Annotated in this window: 16 protein-coding genes; 9 read left to right on the top strand and 7 right to left on the bottom strand. The window is 38.6% G+C overall.

Translation table 11 applies throughout. The features are described 5' to 3' along the window. Window positions 1-90: 90 nt before the first annotated feature. A complete protein-coding gene (locus IGJ11_RS12960; RefSeq protein WP_207433498.1) occupies window positions 91-975 on the top strand; it encodes a hypothetical protein in 885 nt (294 codons plus the stop codon). Between the two features lie 33 nt (window positions 976-1,008). After that, window positions 1,009-2,049: a hypothetical protein gene (locus IGJ11_RS12955; RefSeq protein ID WP_242694129.1), complete on the top strand. Its 1,041-nt coding sequence runs from the start codon at window positions 1,009-1,011 to the stop codon at window positions 2,047-2,049. A gap of 98 nt (window positions 2,050-2,147) precedes the next feature. Here the strand turns inward: IGJ11_RS12955 and menA are convergent, their stop codons facing one another. From menA to pplA, 3 genes are all read right to left on the bottom strand, one after another. Beyond that, on the bottom strand, window positions 2,148-3,101 hold the full coding sequence (gene menA, locus IGJ11_RS12950) for a 1,4-dihydroxy-2-naphthoate polyprenyltransferase (RefSeq protein ID WP_010737221.1): 954 nt from the start codon (window positions 3,099-3,101) through the stop codon (window positions 2,148-2,150). Between the two features lie 12 nt (window positions 3,102-3,113). Then, window positions 3,114-4,214 (bottom strand): FAD:protein FMN transferase, encoded by a 1,101-nt coding sequence (locus tag IGJ11_RS12945; RefSeq protein WP_010720696.1) that lies wholly within the window; start codon window positions 4,212-4,214, stop codon window positions 3,114-3,116. A 175-nt stretch (window positions 4,215-4,389) separates the two neighbouring features. Next, window positions 4,390-5,319: an extracellular electron transfer flavoprotein PplA gene (gene pplA, locus IGJ11_RS12940; RefSeq protein WP_010720695.1), complete on the bottom strand. Its 930-nt coding sequence runs from the start codon at window positions 5,317-5,319 to the stop codon at window positions 4,390-4,392. A gap of 300 nt (window positions 5,320-5,619) precedes the next feature. On the opposite strand from pplA, the gene IGJ11_RS12935 reads away from it, so the two are divergent. The 5 genes from IGJ11_RS12935 to IGJ11_RS12915 all read left to right on the top strand — a co-directional run bounded on the left by IGJ11_RS12935 (window position 5,620) and on the right by IGJ11_RS12915 (window position 10,685). Then, window positions 5,620-7,557, top strand: coding sequence for an NAD(P)/FAD-dependent oxidoreductase (locus IGJ11_RS12935; protein WP_053765979.1), 1,938 nt, complete (start codon window positions 5,620-5,622; stop codon window positions 7,555-7,557). Window positions 7,558-7,692: 135 nt separating this feature from the next. After that, window positions 7,693-8,103: a NusG domain II-containing protein gene (locus IGJ11_RS12930; protein ID WP_010737224.1), complete on the top strand. Its 411-nt coding sequence runs from the start codon at window positions 7,693-7,695 to the stop codon at window positions 8,101-8,103. A gap of 12 nt (window positions 8,104-8,115) precedes the next feature. Beyond that, the gene (locus tag IGJ11_RS12925; protein ID WP_010720692.1) at window positions 8,116-8,682 is read left to right on the top strand and encodes a Gx transporter family protein; all 567 of its coding nucleotides are present in this window, start codon (window positions 8,116-8,118) and stop codon (window positions 8,680-8,682) included. Window positions 8,683-8,704: 22 nt separating this feature from the next. Next, window positions 8,705-9,694, top strand: a complete 990-nt coding sequence (locus tag IGJ11_RS12920; RefSeq protein ID WP_251849745.1) for a polyprenyl synthetase family protein — start codon at window positions 8,705-8,707, stop codon at window positions 9,692-9,694. Between the two features lie 748 nt (window positions 9,695-10,442). Continuing rightward, the gene (locus IGJ11_RS12915; RefSeq protein ID WP_010737226.1) at window positions 10,443-10,685 is read left to right on the top strand and encodes a hypothetical protein; all 243 of its coding nucleotides are present in this window, start codon (window positions 10,443-10,445) and stop codon (window positions 10,683-10,685) included. A 537-nt stretch (window positions 10,686-11,222) separates the two neighbouring features. Here the strand turns inward: IGJ11_RS12915 and birA are convergent. The 4 genes from birA to IGJ11_RS12895 form a co-directional block, all read right to left on the bottom strand. After that, window positions 11,223-12,185: a bifunctional biotin--[acetyl-CoA-carboxylase] ligase/biotin operon repressor BirA gene (gene birA, locus IGJ11_RS12910; RefSeq protein WP_207433496.1), complete on the bottom strand. Its 963-nt coding sequence runs from the start codon at window positions 12,183-12,185 to the stop codon at window positions 11,223-11,225. Window positions 12,186-12,281: 96 nt separating this feature from the next. Then, complete coding sequence (locus IGJ11_RS12905; protein ID WP_094940706.1) at window positions 12,282-13,085, bottom strand: ABC transporter ATP-binding protein; 804 nt, start codon at window positions 13,083-13,085, stop codon at window positions 12,282-12,284. Further along, window positions 13,078-13,992 (bottom strand): ABC transporter permease, encoded by a 915-nt coding sequence (locus IGJ11_RS12900; RefSeq protein WP_010720687.1) that lies wholly within the window; start codon window positions 13,990-13,992, stop codon window positions 13,078-13,080. The genes IGJ11_RS12905 and IGJ11_RS12900 overlap by 8 nt, the downstream gene beginning before the upstream one ends. An 18-nt stretch (window positions 13,993-14,010) precedes the next feature. Further along, entirely contained in the window at window positions 14,011-14,979 is a 969-nt protein-coding gene (locus tag IGJ11_RS12895; protein ID WP_207433494.1) for an ABC transporter substrate-binding protein, read from the bottom strand. A gap of 497 nt (window positions 14,980-15,476) precedes the next feature. Between IGJ11_RS12895 and IGJ11_RS12890 the strand changes: the two genes are divergently transcribed. Together IGJ11_RS12890 and rpoB are read left to right on the top strand one after the other, a co-directional pair. Next, window positions 15,477-15,719: a hypothetical protein gene (locus IGJ11_RS12890; protein WP_010720685.1), complete on the top strand. Its 243-nt coding sequence runs from the start codon at window positions 15,477-15,479 to the stop codon at window positions 15,717-15,719. Between the two features lie 5 nt (window positions 15,720-15,724). Continuing rightward, complete coding sequence (rpoB, locus tag IGJ11_RS12885) at window positions 15,725-19,342, top strand: DNA-directed RNA polymerase subunit beta (protein WP_010720684.1); 3,618 nt, start codon at window positions 15,725-15,727, stop codon at window positions 19,340-19,342. Window positions 19,343-19,393 lie beyond the last annotated feature (51 nt).

The raw sequence follows: 19,393 nt of genomic DNA, 5'->3' as shown, positions 1-19,393 counted from the left end.
CTAGTTAATGATTCATCAGTCAATTCGTGAAAAGTAAAGGTGGTGAGTAATTCCTAAAAATAACGAAAATCTTTATTTTTAGGAAAAAATATGATCAAAAATTTTTTAGAAACCAAAACAGGCAGAAATTTTTTAATAGGGGTAACAGTTTTTTTCGTTGTGGTCTTGGGTTTGACAAGCTATTCATTGTTCTCAAACACAGCCAATCAGGAAGAGACGAACAAAAAAGGTCAGACAGAAGAAACAGCGGAAAGTAAGGAACGACTAGGAGAATACAGTGCCACTACTTATAGTGGTAAATGGTACTCCAATCGAAGTGACGAAATGGTACTAGAATTAAAAACCGACGGGACCTATCGTGCTTCTTCTTGGCTAGCAGCTGGTAAATATTACTTAGTCGATAACGGGTATTTAGTGCTAGAAGACAAAGAAGGAACCATGAAAAAACTCAAATTACAATCACGTATGGGAAGTACAATCTTTTATTTAAAAGAAGATAAAGAAGAAATCTACTTCTATCCAAATGAAGAAGTTAAAGTCAAAATGGAAGAAGAAATCACCGAACAAGCAGAAGCAGCACAACAAGTGATTTCACAAGCTTGGTTAGACGTCTTACAACAAGGCGCATGGGAAAATACGAATACCGATCGAGCATTTACATTAGAATTTAAAGACGGTAAGTTAATCCAGAAAAAAATCGAAGAAGACAAAACGGTCAATGAGCTCACTTATGATTATCGTGTGGTCACCGTCAACCCAGATCAAGACGGTGCAGTATTTGTCATCACGAAAATCGACGATAACGGTAGAAAAGAAGAAGTTTCTTTCTCTATTGGAGAAAAAGGCTCGAAATATGCCCTAAGAGGCGACCCTGGTTCATTTAATTGGATTACGATATACGAGAAAGAATACGAAGCGGTATCTCCCACTCAAGATGGGACCACACGTGAAGAAGCAACGAAAAAGAATGTCTGATTCAGATGAAAAATAAGAAGGAGGTGAAAATATATGATGGAACCGGGAACGGAAAGAGAGCTAGATTATACCGAAAGACTCTTTAAAAAGATGCCAGGATGGGCTGTTACTGCGACACTTTTTATTGGAAGAACGCTAATACGCGTAGGTCGAGCTGGGAAAAAATTATGGAATAAACGGAAAGAGAATCAACAACGAGCTTTTCTTACTCAACTATGTGAAGGAAAAAACGGTAGTGAAATAGAAAAAATAATAAAAGCAGATCCTAAACTAGCTAAATTAATCGAACCGGAAAAGAGAGGTTTGATTGGACGAACGATTGATAAATGGAGAGGGATCACCCCAGAAGATAGGAAGAATAAACTACTCCAACAACCACTTCATAAATTTGATAAGAACCTATTAAAACCACTCATGAATGATCATGAGGTCATTCGCGATAAAGTCCTAAGTGAGAACAGATTCTTGGGTTCGATTGATCCAAATGCAAGAAAAGTTTATCAAGCCACTCTAAAAGATACAACTAATCAGAGAGCTTTCGTTACGCAACTATGTGCAGGGAATCCAGAGGTAGTAAAGGCACTGGAAAAACAAAACTCACCATTACTTAAATTAAACGGTCCGAAAAAAAGAGGCTGGCTTGGGCGAATAATTGATAAAGTGAGAGGTATTACGCCAGAAGCTAGGCAAAGAGAATTGCTCCAACGACCACTAAAAACATTTAATAAGTTAGCATTAGAAGACCTCATAACTAGAGATGATACTAAGGTAATTGAAGATCGAGTCAATAGTCATATCAAATTCAAGAGTTCGATTGATCCAGTTGCAAGAGTAAAGTATAAAACTAATTTAATAGATGCAAAGATACAGGCTCAAAATGCTAAAAAGAGAGTGAACGCACTTGACGTCGGTAATACCATGTCTCGTAAAGGAGAACTAAGTAAGCTTACTGATCTTACGAAACATGCAATACCAAAGGCTGCAAGACTAACTGCAGAAAACCAACGAACAATCGGCGGCAATACACTAACGAAAGGTTTACAGGGACAGCTTTTGCAAGCACCTGTAAGGTAAAAGATTAGCATTCTAAGATAACTTAAAATTAACCCATGAAGTCACAGCTTTTCATTGACTTCATGGGTCTTATTTTTATTTGAAAAATCAATGGATCTCTAAACATAAGACAACAGAATACTGCAAAGTAAGCCCAATGCATAACTACTGTTGAACAAGATCATATTTTTGATGGCATAGCTAAAACTGATGGGGTGAGGCAAGGATTGTTTGAATTGTTGCAAGTTACGATAGATCGTTGGTAATGTGAGAAAAGTCAACAAGATTGGCCACTGGTAGACATGGCTCAATAGTCCAATCAAGACGACCAGATAACAAGCATACATCAATAACTGGAACAACAATTGTCCAATGGGACGCCCAATATAAAAAACTAAAGTATAGCGATGATTTTCGATATCTCTTTCTAAGTCCCGTAGGTTATTAGCTAACATGATATTGGCAATCGTAAAAACCAAGGGGAGTGAAGCTAGGATGATCGTCAGGATACTCCAAATGTTTCCTTCTAAACGGAAGGTTCCTGTCTGAAAAGAAAGAATCAGATCAAATACTTTCGTACTGTAAGTATTGATGTAAATGACCATGGCAAAAATTCCCAACCCCATTGTTACACCGCTGAAAATTTCCCCTAAAGGCATTCGTGATAAGGGAATGGGCCCAAAGGTATAAAAAATGCCAATGAAGCAACAAGTAGCGCCCATCAATAATAATAAAATCCCAGTTCTAGCGGTTAGGATTACACCAATCAGTAAGACAAAGAAAATCATTCCTAGGATCATTTTTTGGATCAGTTTTGGTGAGATGCCAGTTCGTCCAATTACGTTTTCTTGATATTTATAAGTTTTCGAATGGGCTTTTTGGTAGTCCATATAGTTGTTGATTGCGGTAGTTGCTAAATCAAAAACCAACATACCAATAAAAAACAACCCTGTATTAAGCCAATGTATTTCATGAAAAAAAGCGATAGAGAATAAAACCCCTATCGCAAAAGGAAATACACTAGCCACCTTTGTTCGTAGTTCTACTACTTCTAAAAAGATCTTTAGTGTCATAGTTCATACTCCTTATTTCAATTCAGAACGATCGCCCATCGTATATTTAGAATCTTTGTCCAAAACGAAAGTATCTTTGATCGGATCGGTCACGTATACTTTGTTTTCTTTGGTAACAAAAATGGCTTCCGTTCCGTCATTCAGTTCACTTTCGACGTATTCCAATCCTTTTTTCACACCCATTGAGAAGACAGCTGTCGACAAGCCATCACCATCAATTGATTTATCTGTGATGATTGTAACACTAGCAATATCATTATCAAAAGGATAACCAGTATCTGGATCAAATAGATGATGATATTTTTTACCATCTACTTCTAAATAACGCTCATAGATGCCAGAAGTCACTAATGTTTTGTTCCGTTCTTTGATCGTCCCCAAAACAGAACCACGTGCTAGATTCGGATCTTGGATACCAACTGTCCAGTCTTGATCTTCACCACGTGGGCTATGACCTAAAACATAGACATTTCCACCTAAGTCAACGATAGCAGTCGTTACACCTTGCTGTTTTAACACTTTGACAACTTCATCTGTGATATAGCCTTTAGCAATGGCTCCAAGATCGATGATCATGCCTTTTTCTTTCAGATAAACAGTTTTGTCTTTATCGTTCAGCTCAATTTTATGGTAATCAACCAGCTTTAATGCTTGATCGATTTCTTCTTGGGCCGGTTTTCTCGCATCGTCAAACCCAATACGCCATAATTGAGTAATAGCACCGATTGCCATGTCAAAACCACCTTGTGAATCTTGACTATATTCATAAGCACGTTTTAGTAACGTGTAGATATCATCAGAAACCTTTACTGGCTTGATACCCGCTTGTTGGTTCACTGCGTCGATTTCGGAACCCTCCTGATTGATCGTGATTTTATCACCTAGTTCTTTGACCCGAGCAAAGGCCGGTTTTAATGCTGCTTCTTTGCCTTCATCATAGATTCGAATCCGAACATAAGTGCCTAATAAGAACTGTTCATCAGAATAAGGTTCTTGTAAAATTTTGGTGGTCGTTTTGCTCTCAGAGGTCGTTTGTTTCGTCGCTGTGCTGCAAGCTGCTAACGTGAACAAACTTAAAAAGGCTACGAAAGAGAGTAATCGTTTCTTTAACATGTGTTTCCTCATTTCATTAGTGGAAGGGACGGTTGCTGAGAAATCAAAAAGTGTACTTTGAGAAATAAGCCGAAACATCACAAAAATTTTTCAAAGAAAAATTTTGGACATCTCGGCTTGGATCTCAAAGAAACAACTTGTGCAATCGTCTCTTCCACGGATAATTATAGAAAATTTATTTTGTTACGATATTGTCAACTTGAATGGTTTGAGTGTCGCCTTTTTCAGCAGCATTCACTAATTGTTGTGCATACATTACAAATGAATGTGAGCTGTGAGTCGCACCAGTGACAACTTCAACATCTGCAGGTGAACCATCTTCTTCGCCCATCGCTTTGACAAGTTCATCGTTCAATTCAGGGATGTATGTCTCTGGAGAAGTACCACTTTTTGCTTTCATATTTTTGTTGTAGTCTGCATCGTCTTGTTTTGAGTTGCCGTCTTTGTCGACATAGTCAAATTTAGATTCAGATACTTTACCATCAGCGACTGTCATTTCAAATTGGACACGGTAACCATTAGAATAGTTTTTCTCTTCTAATTTGTATGTGCCATCTTGAAGATCTGCACCGTTATTGATTTCAATTGTATCAGTATTACCAGCTTGAGCAGCTTGGATCAATTGTTGTGCATAGTTTTGGAAACTTTCTGAAGAATGAGTTGCACCAGTAACAACTTCAACTCCACTTGCGCTTTGTGCTTCGACTAATTGTTCATTCAATTGTGGAATGAATTTTTCTGGGCTAGTACCAGCTTTTGCTTCCATGTTTTTGTTGTATTCTGTATCTTTGGTTTTAGACTCGCCATTTTCGTTGATGTTGTCATATTTAGATTCAGTGATTTTGCCATCTTTGACAACCATTTCGAAGACTGCACGATAACCGTTAGAGTAATTTTTTTCTTCTAATTTATAAGTACCATCTTGTAACTCGCCGCCAGCAACGATTTGTGCTGAGCTTTCAGTTGTTTTTGTTTCTGATGTCTTAGCAGTTGAAGCTTCTGTTGAGCTGTTAGAGCTTCCGTTATCATCCGCACCACAAGCACCTAACATTAAAGCTGAAAAAGCTAATACAGCAAATCCAGTAATAAAACGTTTTTTCTTCATTTTACTCCCACCGTTTCCTTTTTTAGTACACAATATTCTTTGTGATTCATTATACATTCTAATGAAAATCAGCCATAAGTCAACCGTTTTCGTCAAATAACTAGTGTAATCTTTAAACCGTTTTCTTTCTGTAAATTTCGTGAAAAAGAGCTTAACCACAAATTTTTAAAAATAATGAAAATGAGTTAGACAAAAGGGAATAACATCTATATAATGTATAAAGATTGTGTAATAGGTAGCAAACTAATACAAATGTTAATCATTTCAAATAAAGGATTACCAATAAGGAGCGGATGAACAATGACAAAGCAAAATATTGTCGTTGTGGGTGCAGGTTATGCCGGGGTATCAGCAACAAAATACTTGGCAAAAAAACTTAAAAAAGAAGATGTGACAATCACTTTGATTGATCGTCATTCGTACCACACGATGATGACAGAATTACACGAAGTTGCAGGTGGACGGGTTGAACCAGAAGCAATCCAATATGATCTACAGCACTTGTTTGCTCGACAAAAAAATGTTCAATTAGTGACAGATACGGTCACTGGTATCGATAAAGAACAAAAAGTTGTGAAAACAAAATTAGGCACTTACCCATTCGATCAGTTGATCTTGGGAATGGGGGGAGAACCAAATGACTTTGGGACTCCTGGAGTAAAAGAAAACGGCTTTACCTTATGGTCATTTGAAGATTCAGTTAAAATACGTGAACACATTGAACGTACCGTGGCAAAAGCAGCTTTAGAACCTAACGATGCGTTACGTAAAGCAATGCTGACGTTTGTGGTCTGTGGTTCAGGATTCACCGGAATCGAAATGATTGGTGAATTGATTGATTGGAAAAACCGTTTGGCAAAAGACTACAAATTAGACCCAAGTGAAATTACACTGATGGTTGTAGAAGCAATGCCGACGATTTTAAATATGCTGGATCGTAATGATGCAGCCAAAGCAGAGCGCTATTTAAAGAAACATAAAGTAGAACTACTATTGAATGCACCAATCGTGGAAGTAGCGAAAGACCATATCAAGTTAAAAGATGGTCGTCAGATTCCTACCCACACATTGATCTGGACAGCTGGTGTCAAAGGAACTTCTGATGCTGCTGATTTCGGCTTAGAGTCCGCTCGTGGTCAACGTTTGGTAGCGAATGAATATATGCAGGCAAAAGGATATGAAGATAAAAACATCTATATTATCGGAGACTTGGTTTTCTATGAAGAATTTCCTGGAACACCAACGCCACAAATCGTTCAAGCGGCTGAACAAACAGGTCATACAGCAGCAGCCAATATCGTAGCTGCCATCAAAGGCGGCGAAAAGCATAAGTTTAAAGGAAACTATCAAGGTTTCATGGTATCGATCGGTGCCAAATGGGGCGTTGCCAATTTATTTGATAAGATCCATTTAAGTGGTTTCTTAGCAATTGTGATGAAACACATCGTCAATTTGAAATATTTCTTTGATATTCGTTCTGGCTATTATATGTTCCAATACATGATGCACGAATTCTTCCATATCAAAGACGATCGTAATGTGACACGTGGCCATTCTTCCCGTTATGGAAATGTCTTATGGAGTGTGCCTTTACGAGTGTTCTATGGTCTGGTTTGGTTTATCGAAGCCTTCAAAAAAATTGTTGGTGATGGGCAAGTGTTGAAACCAGGTACTTGGTTTGGTGAAGGTTCATGGTTTACAGGTAACAGCGTGTTCCCTTGGACTTGGGAATACAATGTGACCGATGTAGCAAGTGGGGCTTCCGCTGCTGGCGATGCAACAACAGCAGCTACTGGTGCAGCAACAAGTGGTGCAGGAGAAGCAGCGACACAAGCTACTCACTTTGGTCTAAGTTATGCTTATGGTGAACAGCCTATGGCCGTGATTGAAAAATCACCAGACTGGTTCACAAAAATGATGCAAGTGATCATGCCAAACAATGATGTAGCAATGTTTTTCCAAAAATTCATGGTATTCTTTGAAATTGCTTTAGCACTCGCTTTGATTGCTGGTTTATTTACCTGGTTATGTAGTGCAACGACCATTGTTTTAGTGATTACTTTCTGTCTATCTGGAATGTTCTACTGGGTAAACATCTGGTTTATCTTTGTTGCTTTTGCATTGATGAACGGTTCAGGTCGTGCAATTGGTCTTGATCGCTGGGTGATTCCATGGTTACAAAAAACACTAGGCAATTGGTGGTATGGGAGACCTAAATCCCGATATGGATCAAAATAAAAAATTAGCCTAGAGCTTAAACTGAACAATTTGAGAATAATGGCTGATTGAAGAAAGTTCTAGGGAAACCTAGGACTTTCTTTTGTTTCATGCTAAAATTGGAGAACAGTTCAGCAAGAGGAGGCGTGCGAAAAGATGAAAGAATTTATCAAGAAAAGTTTGCTTAAACCTTGGGATATTTTCATTATCGTTCTTTTGATTGCTCTTTCTTTTTTACCCATCATCGTATTTAGTTATCAACAAGACAATGTAGCTCCTGATAAAGAAGCTGTACTCCGCGTTGATGGTGATGAAATCAAAACCTTCCCATTAGTAGCTGGGAGTAAAAAATATACGTATACTTATGAAGATCCACATGGTGATTATAATTTAATCGAAGTTGATGGCGACAAGATACGCATAAAAGAAGCAGATTGTGGCGATCAGATTTGTGTGAGACGAGGGTGGGCTTCTAAGAATGGCGAAACGATTGTTTGCTTGCCTCATAAATTAGTGATCGAGGTTCGGTCAACAGATGGGAGTGACAAAGATGGCCTGATCTATTAGGCTATCCACACCATGACAAAATTACAAAAAATGATTTATATATCTTTACTAGTGGCGCAAGGAGTCATCATTGGATTAATTGAGAACATGATCCCATATCCTTTTTCATTTGCTCCTGGAGCAAAGTTAGGACTTGCTAATTTGATTACCATTGTAGCGATTTTTACGATGAAAAAACGGGATAGTTTTTTATTGTTATGGCTTCGCCTATTTTTAACAACTTTGTTAGGTGGGACGATCTCTACCTTTCTTTATAGTATGAGCGGCGCGTTACTCAGCTATGTAGGAATGCTGTTAGTGAAACAGTTAGGTCCTAAGCGAGTCAGCATTATTGGAATCAGTGCAACAGGTGGCTTTATGCATAATGTCGGACAACTAGTGATGGCTTCGTTCATTGCTCAATCATGGACAGTCATGTTATATCTGCCGATTCTATCTTTCTTAGGTATTCTGTCTGGAATTGCGATCGGGATTGCAGCCAATTATTTGTTGCAACATGTACGTACATTACAACTTTTTCAAAGAGACTATGAGAAAGAACAAAAAGAGAAATGGCAACCGCTTTTTTTGAAAAAATAATGGTTATACAAGGAGTTTTTTTATGAAGCTACATCCAATGTGGAGTGAGTATCCAACTTTGAAAAACGAATTAAACGAGACGTTGAAAAAGATGGAAGATGTTGTCCGCTTAAAGAACAAGCCAGTCGAACAAGCAATCAAAGAGACGATTCATGCGGGAGGTAAACTGCTAAGACCTGCCTATCAATTGCTCTTTTCTCAATTTGGTCCAGAACAAGATCGTGAAAAGGCGATTGCGCTAGCTTCTTCGATCGAAATGCTTCATACCGCTACATTGATCCATGATGATATCGTTGATGAGGCAGATGTTCGACGTGGTCAGCCTAATTTACGTGGTCGATTTGGGAATACGGTAGCTGTTTATGCAGGAGACTATTTATTTGTTTGCTGTTTCAAATTACTTTCAAATTATTCTAATTCGCTAAAGAGCTTACAATCTAATTCTCGGAGTATGGAAAAAGTATTAGATGGTGAGCTTGGACAAATGGACGACCGTTACAATTATCATTTAACTGTGCCGGAGTATTTAGAAAACATCTCAGGGAAAACGGCCGAACTCTTTCAATTAAGTTGTTCAGTCGGAGCTTATGAAAGTGGAATGAATGAACGGTTTGCTCGAAAAGCAGGTTCAATCGGTTTAGCTGTCGGGATGGCGTTTCAGATCATTGACGATATCCTGGATTACACGAAAGATGCGGTCGATATCGGTAAACCAGTATTAGAAGATATGCGTCAAGGCGTGTATTCTCTACCATTGATTTACGCATTACAAACAGATAAAAAAGCAGAATTGATTGCATACTTGGATAAAAAAACTGAGTTGACACAAGAGGAAGCAGAAAGTGTTCGTCAGATTGTCAGAGAAGTCAATGGTGTGACAAAAGCCAAAAAATTAGCGGAAGATTACACAAAAAAAGCCTTAAAGGAAATTAGTAAGCTCCCTGATACAGCCTTTGATACACGTGAGATTCTTTTGTCAGTTACTGAGTTGATTTTAGATAGGGAAAATTAAAGAAAAATATCGGAAATCAGCCGCTACAATGGCATATTCTATTTCAAGAATCAAGAAGTAAAAAGAGTAGGCATGTGATGGTTGAACTTGAGAACCTTATTGTTGAGGAGTTGCTTCTTGAACGCCGTTTATTCGTTTTTAGATATACCAGAAGAGATTGAGGAAAGTTTTGGCTCAGTCTCTTTTTTATTTTAGAAAAATATTGGATCTATTTCAATCACTTTACTTCTTTATTTGGAAGATCGGTCTAAAGTTTATTCTTTAATTTTACCAATTTTTTTTATTTTTAGAAAAAATAGTTGTCAAAGAGTATTGAGAAGAAAGTATGCTAATAATAGATGCCAGTGAAATCAGAGGACTTTGCTGTTGCAGTCTGAAATTTACTTAACTTTAGGCATGTACTTATAAGTGAGACTTTGTATACACAGAAAGTCGCTATCTGTATAAAAGGAGGGATCAGACTATAGGTTACAATCTTTAACTGACTATTCGTAGTTTTGGGGGAAACGACGAATAGATTTTAAATAACATTCAGCCGGTTTTCTATTTAGGAAATCGGTTTTTTTATAACTGGATGATAAATCCAAAAGATAAGAGTGGAAAAAAGAAATTTTAACGTGTATTATTCATTAAAACAACTATTTTGCGAAACAATCTTTCCTAATTTTGAAAATAATTGTTCTGGACCAAGACTAAAAATATGTTATATTCACTAGTGAAGAAATACAATTAGAAAGGAAGATGTTGAGTGAAAAAACGATTAACAACGGATTTAACCAGAGTAGATGTAAATAAGATTTTAACCCGAATGATCAGTAAAAAAAATCATTTCTCATTTGAAGATATTGAAAAAGAATGTCAAAAACCGTTAACCACGGCGGATAAATTTCTAATTAGGACACTTGTTGTCAAAAAATTTAAGCTGAATGTAGAATATCTTTCATCTAATCAGTTAAAATTTTATCGTGTAAACAAAGAAGCGTGTTTGTAAGTCCTTTTTGTACATAATAAAATCAAAAATGTTGCAATACCATACAAAATAACACAGACCTTAAAGAATAAGGTAAGATAGAACCAGAAAGAGAAAAGGAGGAGAGCTGGGAAAGAAAAAGTGTTGTTGTGTATGGATCAAGAAGTAGCATGTTTGATTGAACAAGATTTTGGGGAAATCCGTTTAATGAAACATTATATATTGGGGAAGCGACAAATAGTAAGTAGAAGTCATACTTATATGACAGAATAGCATCAGAAAAACAGACCTTTTATAGGTGGAAGTTTGTCTGTGGCTTTTGATTGAAGCATTCGATACATCAGATCAATGATATTGCAGTTGTATAAAAAAGCACATAGAGGTTTAAAAATTGTGTAGCATTTTTGTTATGAACAGCAATAGCACATAGAATAACAACTTCATTTTACAACTCGCTAAATGAAGGGGCTATGAAGTATTCTGCGAGATCACATAAAAAAGGAACCACCATTGATGAAGAAAGGGATGGGCATTTTTGCCCATCCCTTTCTTTTTGACTTACTCAATGGAGGTTAAACTAATTTCGCCAGAAAAAAGAGTGAGGGCTTGATCCCCTACTTGCACGATCAACTCTCCATGTTCTCCGATTTCTTTAGCAATCCCAGTATAATGCTGCCCTTTTTGGGTAAATTGTACTTTTTTTCCAAGAACGAAAGACTTTTCACGATAAAGTGTTAAGTATTCGTCTGTGGGTTCTGAAAGATAGTGAAAGAAATTTTTCCAAATTTGACTAATCAATTGATTCCGTGTGATGGATTTCTGACCATCAGGGAAAAGAGACGTTGCTTTCTGTTGAATGGCTTCAGGAAACTGTTTTTGCGGGATGGAAAAATTTAGACCAATGCCAATAATGATCGAACTGATCCCGCCAGTTTCCATGTCACTGATTGCTTCAGATAAAATCCCGCTAATTTTTTTTCCATTTAAATAAAGATCATTGACCCATTTGATCGAAGGATCTTTTTTAGTCAATTCTTGAATGGCTTTCACGCATGCACTTGCTGCAATAACTGTATATTGGGGCAATTCATCAAATCGTTGATTGGGATGGATCAATAAGCTCATATAGATGCCTTGTCCAGGGGCTGCAAAAAAAGGACGTCCAAATCGGCCGTGTGCCTGTTCTTGGGTATCGGCGATAAAAAGAGCGGGTCCGATTTCTTTGGTTGCCGCAAGCTTAGCATCTTTCATCGTAGATTCTGATCGTTCTTGTACCGACACCATCAAATCTGGTATCCAAGGTTCTAATGCTTGGCGAATTTCTTGGGCATCTAACACATCAGAAGGAAGATAACGGTATCCCTTAGCTTGATGCTCAAAATGATAACCTGTTTTTTCTAATTCTTTGATTGCTTTCCAAATACTGGTACGTGACACTTGTAATTGCTGGGCCATTTTTTCACCTGATAAAAAATCAGGAGATTCTTTTAATAGTTGGAGTACTTTATCTTTTGTCGTCATCCATTGCAACTCCTTTCATGTAGTATTGTATCAATAAGAAAGCAGAAAACAAATGAGAAATTTGTCAGTTGTTATGGAAGTGACAACAGATGATTGCTAACTTAAAAGTACTTGGTCGTCTTTCAATGCAGCGCCACTATTTTGTTTGAACATTTCTAGTAGCTGAGGGACAGTCAAATGTTGTTTTTCTGCCTGTTGGATATCCACGACGATTTGCCCTTGGTGTAGCATGATCAATCGATTTCCGTAGCGGATGGCATCTTCCATATCATGGGTGACCATGAAAGCCGTCAAGTGCTGTTCGTTAATTAATTTGTCCGTGAGTTCCATCACTGTTTTTGAAGTTGCCGGGTCGAGGGCTGCAGTATGTTCGTCTAATAAAATCAATTCAGGACGTTGTAAAGTAGCCATTAATAAAGTGATCGCTTGACGCTGTCCTCCAGAAAGCAAGCCGATTTCAGTGGTCAAACGATTTTCTAACCCAAGATTCAAGCGTGCGAGATGTTCCTTGAAGAAGGAACGATCTTGCGGCTTGACTCCTCGGAAAAAGCCACGTTTTTTACCACGTTTCATTGCTAGTGCTAAATTTTCTTCAACCGTCAATCGGACAGCAGTGCCTAATTTAGGGTCTTGAAAGACACGACTGATTTCTTTGGAGCGAGCAACCACTGACTTTTTGGTGATATCTTTGCCATTCAATAAAATCTTCCCTTGATCCACTGGAAAAGAACCAGCAATACTGTTCAATAGTGTCGATTTACCTGCACCATTTCCGCCAATAATTGTTACGAAATCGCCTTGTTTCAACGAGAGATTGACTCCTTTTAGCACATGGTTTTCATTGATGGTTCCTTTTTCAAACGTATGGTGGATAGATTGAAGTGTTAAAACATCAGTCATTGATAGATCCTCCTTTTGCTTTCGTACGCTTAGGTAACTTTAATTTTTGTTGGATTTGTGGAAAAGATAAACAGATAACCAGAACAAGTGCAGAAGCTAATTTTGAATCGCTTGGTTGAACGTTCAACTCAAAAACTAACGCTAAGATAAAACGATAGATCACGGCGCCTAAAATAATTGTCAATAATCGAAGAAGCAATGGTTGGTTTCGAAAGAGGACTTCAGCGATGATGATCGAAGCCAAGCCAATCACGATCGTACCGATCCCAGAGTTTAAATCAGCAAAGCCATTGTTTTGTGCAAGCAACGAACCAGATAGAGCAATACAGCCATTTGAGATCATATACCCAATGATTTTCATCGTATCGGTGTTGATGCCATTTGCTTCACTCATTGCTAAATTATCGCCAGTCGCTCGAATCGCCAACCCCGTTTCTGTCCGTAAAAATAAAACAAGCAACGTGACAACGATCAATGCGACAAGTAAGCCAGCAATCAATACAGCATTTTCTTTTGAAACACCGAGTGATTCTGCCCATGTAAAGACGGTTTTTTGTCCTAATAATGAAAGATTAGGTGCGCCCATGATCCGTGAGGTAACGGAATATAAGCCAGTCATCGTGATGATTCCAGCTAGAAGTGCCGGAATTTTAAGTTTGGTATGGAGCAGTCCTGAAACTAAGCCAGCTGCTGCGCCTCCTAAAAATCCTAAGAGGCAAGCAACGATTGGGGAAAGTCCATTAGTGATACTGACGGCAGCAATCCCAGCACCTAAAGGGAAACTGCCTTCAGCTGTTAAATCAGCGATATCCAGGATACGAAAAGTCAGGAAGACACCGATTGCCAGCAGTGCCCAAAGCACGCCTTGTGAAGCAGAAGATAAAAAGATACTTATTAAATTAGTCATGATTGTCCTCCTGTAAAATTATTCAGTCTCTTTGATTGTTGTTGGATCGATCCCAAGGGCTTTTGCCATGTCTTTATTGACATATAAGGAAAGATCATCTGCTGATTCAACCGGTAATTCACTCGGTTTTTTGCCAGCTAAGATCTTGGCAGCCATTTCACCTGTTTGTCGCCCTAATTCTTCATAATCAATCCCAACAGTCGCTAAGCCACCTTCTTTGACTTGATCCACGGAACCAGCAACGATCGGTGTTTTTGTTTCTTTGGCTACTTCACCGATAACGCTAGCAGCACTGGCGAATGTATTATCCGTTGGGATATAGATACCGTCGACATCTTTGGCTAAACTTTTTGTCACTTGTTGAACATCATTGGTGGAGTTTGCCGTCAATACTTTGACTTTCACTCCGGCTTTTTTCAATGTTTTCTCGGCTAAGTCTCCTTGGATTTTGGAATTTGCTTCCCCGTTGTTGTACATGATCCCGATCGTTTTTGCTTTTGGCACGATCTGTAATAATAGCTCAATTTGTTTTTCGATCGGTACCATATCCGTTGTACCAGTCACATTTCCACCAGGTTTGTCATTAGAAGAAACTAAGTGTGCTTTTTCTAAGTCGGTAACTGCTGTCACTGTAATAGGAATCGTGGTTGTTTCATTAAGGAGCGATTGCGCAGCTGGAGTTGCAATCCCTAATAATAAGTCGGGTTGGTCTTTCACTAATTTTTCACTCATGCTTTTTAGATTGTCTTGATTGTTTTGCGCATTTTGATAGTTGATTGTTAAATTGTCGCCTTCTTTATAGCCATTTTCTGCTAGCCCTTCTTTGAACCCTTTATATGTAGCATCTAATGAATTGTGTTGAACCAGTTGTAAAACACCGATTGTTTTCGAGTCATCCGATTTTGCTGAGGAACTATTTGCAGTTCCACATCCACCAAGTACTAGTAATAATGTTGCGCCTAATCCGATCAATAAATTTTTTTTCATTTCTTTTTCCTCCTTCAATTTTGAAAACAAAAAATCCATTTAGACAAAACGTCTAAATGGATTGAGTATCGAAAGAGTATGTAAGTAAGAAATCGTGATTACTTTGTACTTTTCGCTTAGCCACTTAACGTAATGTCTACGTGGCTTTTGCGTAATACAAAGTTCTTTAGCCATCATAGATACAAACCAGTTGTTTGGTGTTTGTATCCATAATTCATGAATACAAACCTATCTAAAGTAGCTAAAGTAAAAGTTATTCAATTGTGTCGGGATAAGTTGTATATTCGGTTTTTGCATAAATAAATCCTCCACAAATAATAAATTTTCCTAAGTATAGCGGAGATGTAAGGGGATTGTCAAGACGAACATTCAGAAAATTCTCAAAATCCGTGAATGTTTATTCGATATATTATAGTAAGAAAAGTTTAAGAAAAAATGATGAAAAGGGGAGGGAAACGCCAGGAAGTGTTGACTTTTATGAAAAAAGAGTGTAATATATGAAGTTGCAAAAACTATCTGATGAAGTAAAGGCAGAAACGAAATATTGTCCGTTTCGGCTTTATAATAAGGAAACAAAAATAGAAGCGCATGAAGAAATGGTTTCAAAAGAATGCTCTATTTTTGGTTTTTTTTTGCCTAAAAGCCGCAAAAAATGTCTATTGTTATCTAAATATAATATTTTTAATATTATTGTAACAATTGATCGGGTAGTCTTTTTGAATGACATTTTAGAGGGGTGAAGAGCTTGGCTGGACACGTAGTAAAGTACGGAAAACATCGCGAACGTAGAAGTTTCGCACGAATCAGTGAAGTGTTGGAATTACCAAATTTGATCGAAATTCAAACAGACTCTTACCAATGGTTCCTAGATGAAGGACTAAGAGAAATGTTTGAAGACATTTTGCCAATTGATGACTTCAATGGCAATCTATCTTTGGAATTTGTGGATTATGAATTGAAAGAACCTAAGTATACGGTAGCAGAAGCACGTGCACATGATGCAAATTACTCTGCACCATTACATGTAACGTTACGTCTAACAAACCGTGAGACAGGTGAAATCAAAGCGCAAGAAGTCTTCTTCGGTGATTTCCCATTAATGACTGAACAAGGAACATTCATTATCAACGGAGCAGAACGAGTAATCGTTTCTCAGTTAGTGCGTTCACCTGGTGTGTACTTCCATGGAAAAGTAGACAAAAACGGAAAAGAAGGTTTCGGTTCAACTGTGATCCCGAACCGTGGTGCATGGTTAGAAATGGAAACTGATGCAAAAGATATTTCTTACGTACGTATTGATCGTACTCGTAAGATTCCTTTGACTGTGTTAGTTCGTGCCCTAGGATTTGGATCAGATGATACCATCTTTGAAATCTTTGGTGACAGTGAAACGTTACGCAATACAGTTGAAAAAGACTTGCACAAAAATGCAAGTGATTCAAGAACAGAAGAAGGATTAAAAGACGTTTACGAACGTCTACGTCCAGGCGAGCCTAAGACAGCCGATAGTTCTCGGAACTTATTGAATGCTCGTTTCTTCGATCCAAAACGCTACGACTTAGCCAACGTTGGTCGTTATAAAGTAAATAAAAAATTAGACTTGAAAACACGTCTATTGAACTTAACATTAGCAGAAACATTGGTTGATCCAGAAACTGGTGAAATCATCGTTGAAAAAGGAACCGTGTTGACTCACCAAGTGATGGAAACATTAGCACCTTTCATTGATAATGGATTGAATTCAGTGACTTACTATCCATCAGAAGATGGTGTTGTGACTGATCCAATGACTGTTCAAGTGATCAAAGTCTTTTCACCAAAAGATCCAGAACGTGAAGTGAATGTGATCGGTAACGGTTATCCTGAATCAGCTGTGAAAACTGTTCGTCCGGCAGACATCATCGCATCAATGAGTTATTTCTTAAACTTGATGGAAGGGATCGGCAACGTGGACGATATCGACCACTTAGGAAACCGTCGTATCCGTTCAGTCGGTGAATTACTGCAAAACCAATTCCGTATCGGTTTAGCTCGGATGGAACGTGTCGTACGTGAAAGAATGTCGATCCAAGATACAGAAACATTGACACCACAACAATTGATCAACATCCGTCCAGTGGTTGCAAGTATCAAAGAATTCTTTGGTTCTTCTCAGTTGTCTCAGTTCATGGATCAAACGAACCCACTTGGGGAATTGACACACAAACGTCGTCTTTCAGCCTTAGGACCTGGTGGTTTGACTCGTGACCGAGCTGGTTATGAAGTTCGTGACGTTCACTATTCTCACTATGGCCGTATGTGTCCGATTGAAACGCCTGAAGGACCAAATATCGGGTTGATCAATAGTTTATCTAGCTATGCGAAAGTTAATAAATTTGGATTTATCGAAACTCCTTACCGTCGTGTTGATCGTGAAACTGGTCGTGTAACGGATCAAATCGACTATCTAACAGCTGACATCGAAGACCACTACATCGTTGCCCAAGCAAATAGCCCATTAAATGAAGATGGTACTTTTGCACAAGACGTTGTTATGGCTCGTGCGCAAAGTGAAAACTTAGAAGTTTCAATCGATAAAGTCGATTATATGGACGTATCACCTAAACAAGTAGTTGCGGTAGCGACAGCATGTATTCCTTTCTTGGAAAACGATGACTCCAACCGTGCCTTGATGGGTGCCAACATGCAGCGTCAAGCAGTGCCATTGATCAATCCACAAGCACCATGGGTTGGTACTGGTATGGAATATAAATCAGCTCATGACTCAGGAGCTGCTTTGCTATGTAAACATGATGGTGTCGTTGAATTTGTGGACGCCTCTGAGATTCGTGTTCGTCGTGACAACGGTGCATTAGATAAATACGCTGTAACAAAATTCCGTCGTTCAAACTCAGGAACAAGCTACAACCAACGCCCAATCGTTCATTTAGGCGAAAAAGTTGAAAAAGGCGATACTTTAGCAGATGGACCTTCAATGGAACAAGGTGAAATGGCGCTAGGACAAAACGTTTTAGTAGGTTTCATGACTTGGGAAGGTTACAACTATGAAGATGCGATCATCATGAGCCGTCGTCTTGTGAAAGACGATGTCTATACTTCAATCCACATCGAAGAATATGAATCAGAAGCTCGTGATACAAAATTAGGACCTGAAGAAATCACTCGTGAAATCCCTAACGTTGGGGAAGATGCTTTGAAAGATCTAGACGAGATGGGTATTATCCGTATCGGTGCGGAAGTCCAAGATGGTGACTTACTAGTTGGTAAAGTAACACCAAAAGGGGTAACCGAATTATCAGCTGAAGAACGTCTTTTACATGCGATCTTTGGTGAAAAAGCTCGTGAAGTCCGTGATACTTCATTACGTGTACCACACGGTGGTGGCGGGATCGTCCACGACGTAAAAATCTTTACTCGTGAAGCCGGCGATGAATTATCACCAGGCGTAAACATGCTTGTACGTGTGTATATCGTTCAAAAACGTAAAATCCATGAAGGAGATAAGATGGCCGGACGTCATGGTAATAAAGGGGTTGTATCCCGTATCATGCCGGAAGAAGATATGCCATTCTTACCAGATGGAACACCAATCGATATCATGTTGAATCCTTTAGGGGTGCCATCACGGATGAATATCGGACAAGTATTGGAATTGCATTTAGGGATGGCTGCTCGTCAGTTAGGTATCCATGTTGCAACACCAGTATTTGATGGTGCAAGTGATGAGGACGTTTGGGAAACGGTTCGTGAAGCTGGTATGGCCAGCGATGCGAAAACCATCCTTTATGACGGACGTACAGGTGAACCATTTGACGGCCGTGTGTCTGTCGGTGTCATGTACATGATCAAACTTGCTCACATGGTCGATGATAAATTGCATGCTCGTTCAATCGGACCTTACTCATTGGTTACACAACAACCATTGGGTGGTAAAGCACAATTTGGTGGACAACGTTTTGGTGAAATGGAAGTTTGGGCTTTGGAAGCTTACGGTGCCGCTTATACCTTACAAGAAATCTTGACATACAAATCAGATGATGTAGTTGGTCGTGTGAAAACTTATGAAGCGATCGTCAAAGGCGAACCAATTCCAAAACCAGGTGTACCAGAATCATTCCGAGTATTAGTAAAAGAATTACAATCACTAGGATTAGACATGCGTGTCTTGGATATCAAAGATTCTGAAATCGAACTCCGTGATATGGATGACGAAGATGATGATTTGATCACTGTAGATGCTTTGACAAAATTTGCTGAACAGCAAACAGCCAAAGAATTAGAAAAGAAAGCTGCTGAACAAGTGGAAGATGAAAGACAAGATATCATCCAAAACTTTGAAACCGCAGAAGATAACTTAGACTAATCCGGTCTATGAGCTGTAAGGCGGTCGATGATCAGCCGCCTTGCGGTTTTG

The sequence above is a fragment of the Enterococcus sp. DIV0691 genome (assembly GCF_051711145.1).
Taxonomy (GTDB): Bacteria; Bacillota; Bacilli; order Lactobacillales; family Enterococcaceae; genus Enterococcus_B; species Enterococcus_B hirae.
This window is presented reverse-complemented; position numbering and strand designations above follow the sequence as displayed.

Excerpts from the sequence above, each read along its gene's own strand:
- IGJ11_RS12960 (WP_207433498.1), top strand. The coding sequence starts at position 91 with ATGATCAAAAATTTTTTAGAAACCAAAACAGGCAGAAATTTTTTAATA.
- IGJ11_RS12955 (WP_242694129.1), top strand. The coding sequence starts at position 1,009 with ATGATGGAACCGGGAACGGAAAGAGAGCTAGATTATACCGAAAGACTC.
- menA (WP_010737221.1), bottom strand. The coding sequence starts at position 3,101 with ATGACACTAAAGATCTTTTTAGAAGTAGTAGAACTACGAACAAAGGTG.
- IGJ11_RS12945 (WP_010720696.1), bottom strand. The coding sequence starts at position 4,214 with ATGTTAAAGAAACGATTACTCTCTTTCGTAGCCTTTTTAAGTTTGTTC.
- pplA (WP_010720695.1), bottom strand. The coding sequence starts at position 5,319 with ATGAAGAAAAAACGTTTTATTACTGGATTTGCTGTATTAGCTTTTTCA.
- IGJ11_RS12935 (WP_053765979.1), top strand. The coding sequence starts at position 5,620 with ATGACAAAGCAAAATATTGTCGTTGTGGGTGCAGGTTATGCCGGGGTA.
- IGJ11_RS12930 (WP_010737224.1), top strand. The coding sequence starts at position 7,693 with ATGAAAGAATTTATCAAGAAAAGTTTGCTTAAACCTTGGGATATTTTC.
- IGJ11_RS12925 (WP_010720692.1), top strand. The coding sequence starts at position 8,116 with ATGACAAAATTACAAAAAATGATTTATATATCTTTACTAGTGGCGCAA.
- IGJ11_RS12920 (WP_251849745.1), top strand. The coding sequence starts at position 8,705 with ATGAAGCTACATCCAATGTGGAGTGAGTATCCAACTTTGAAAAACGAA.
- birA (WP_207433496.1), bottom strand. The coding sequence starts at position 12,185 with ATGACGACAAAAGATAAAGTACTCCAACTATTAAAAGAATCTCCTGAT.
- IGJ11_RS12905 (WP_094940706.1), bottom strand. The coding sequence starts at position 13,085 with ATGACTGATGTTTTAACACTTCAATCTATCCACCATACGTTTGAAAAA.
- IGJ11_RS12900 (WP_010720687.1), bottom strand. The coding sequence starts at position 13,992 with ATGACTAATTTAATAAGTATCTTTTTATCTTCTGCTTCACAAGGCGTG.
- IGJ11_RS12895 (WP_207433494.1), bottom strand. The coding sequence starts at position 14,979 with ATGAAAAAAAATTTATTGATCGGATTAGGCGCAACATTATTACTAGTA.
- IGJ11_RS12890 (WP_010720685.1), top strand. The coding sequence starts at position 15,477 with ATGAAGTTGCAAAAACTATCTGATGAAGTAAAGGCAGAAACGAAATAT.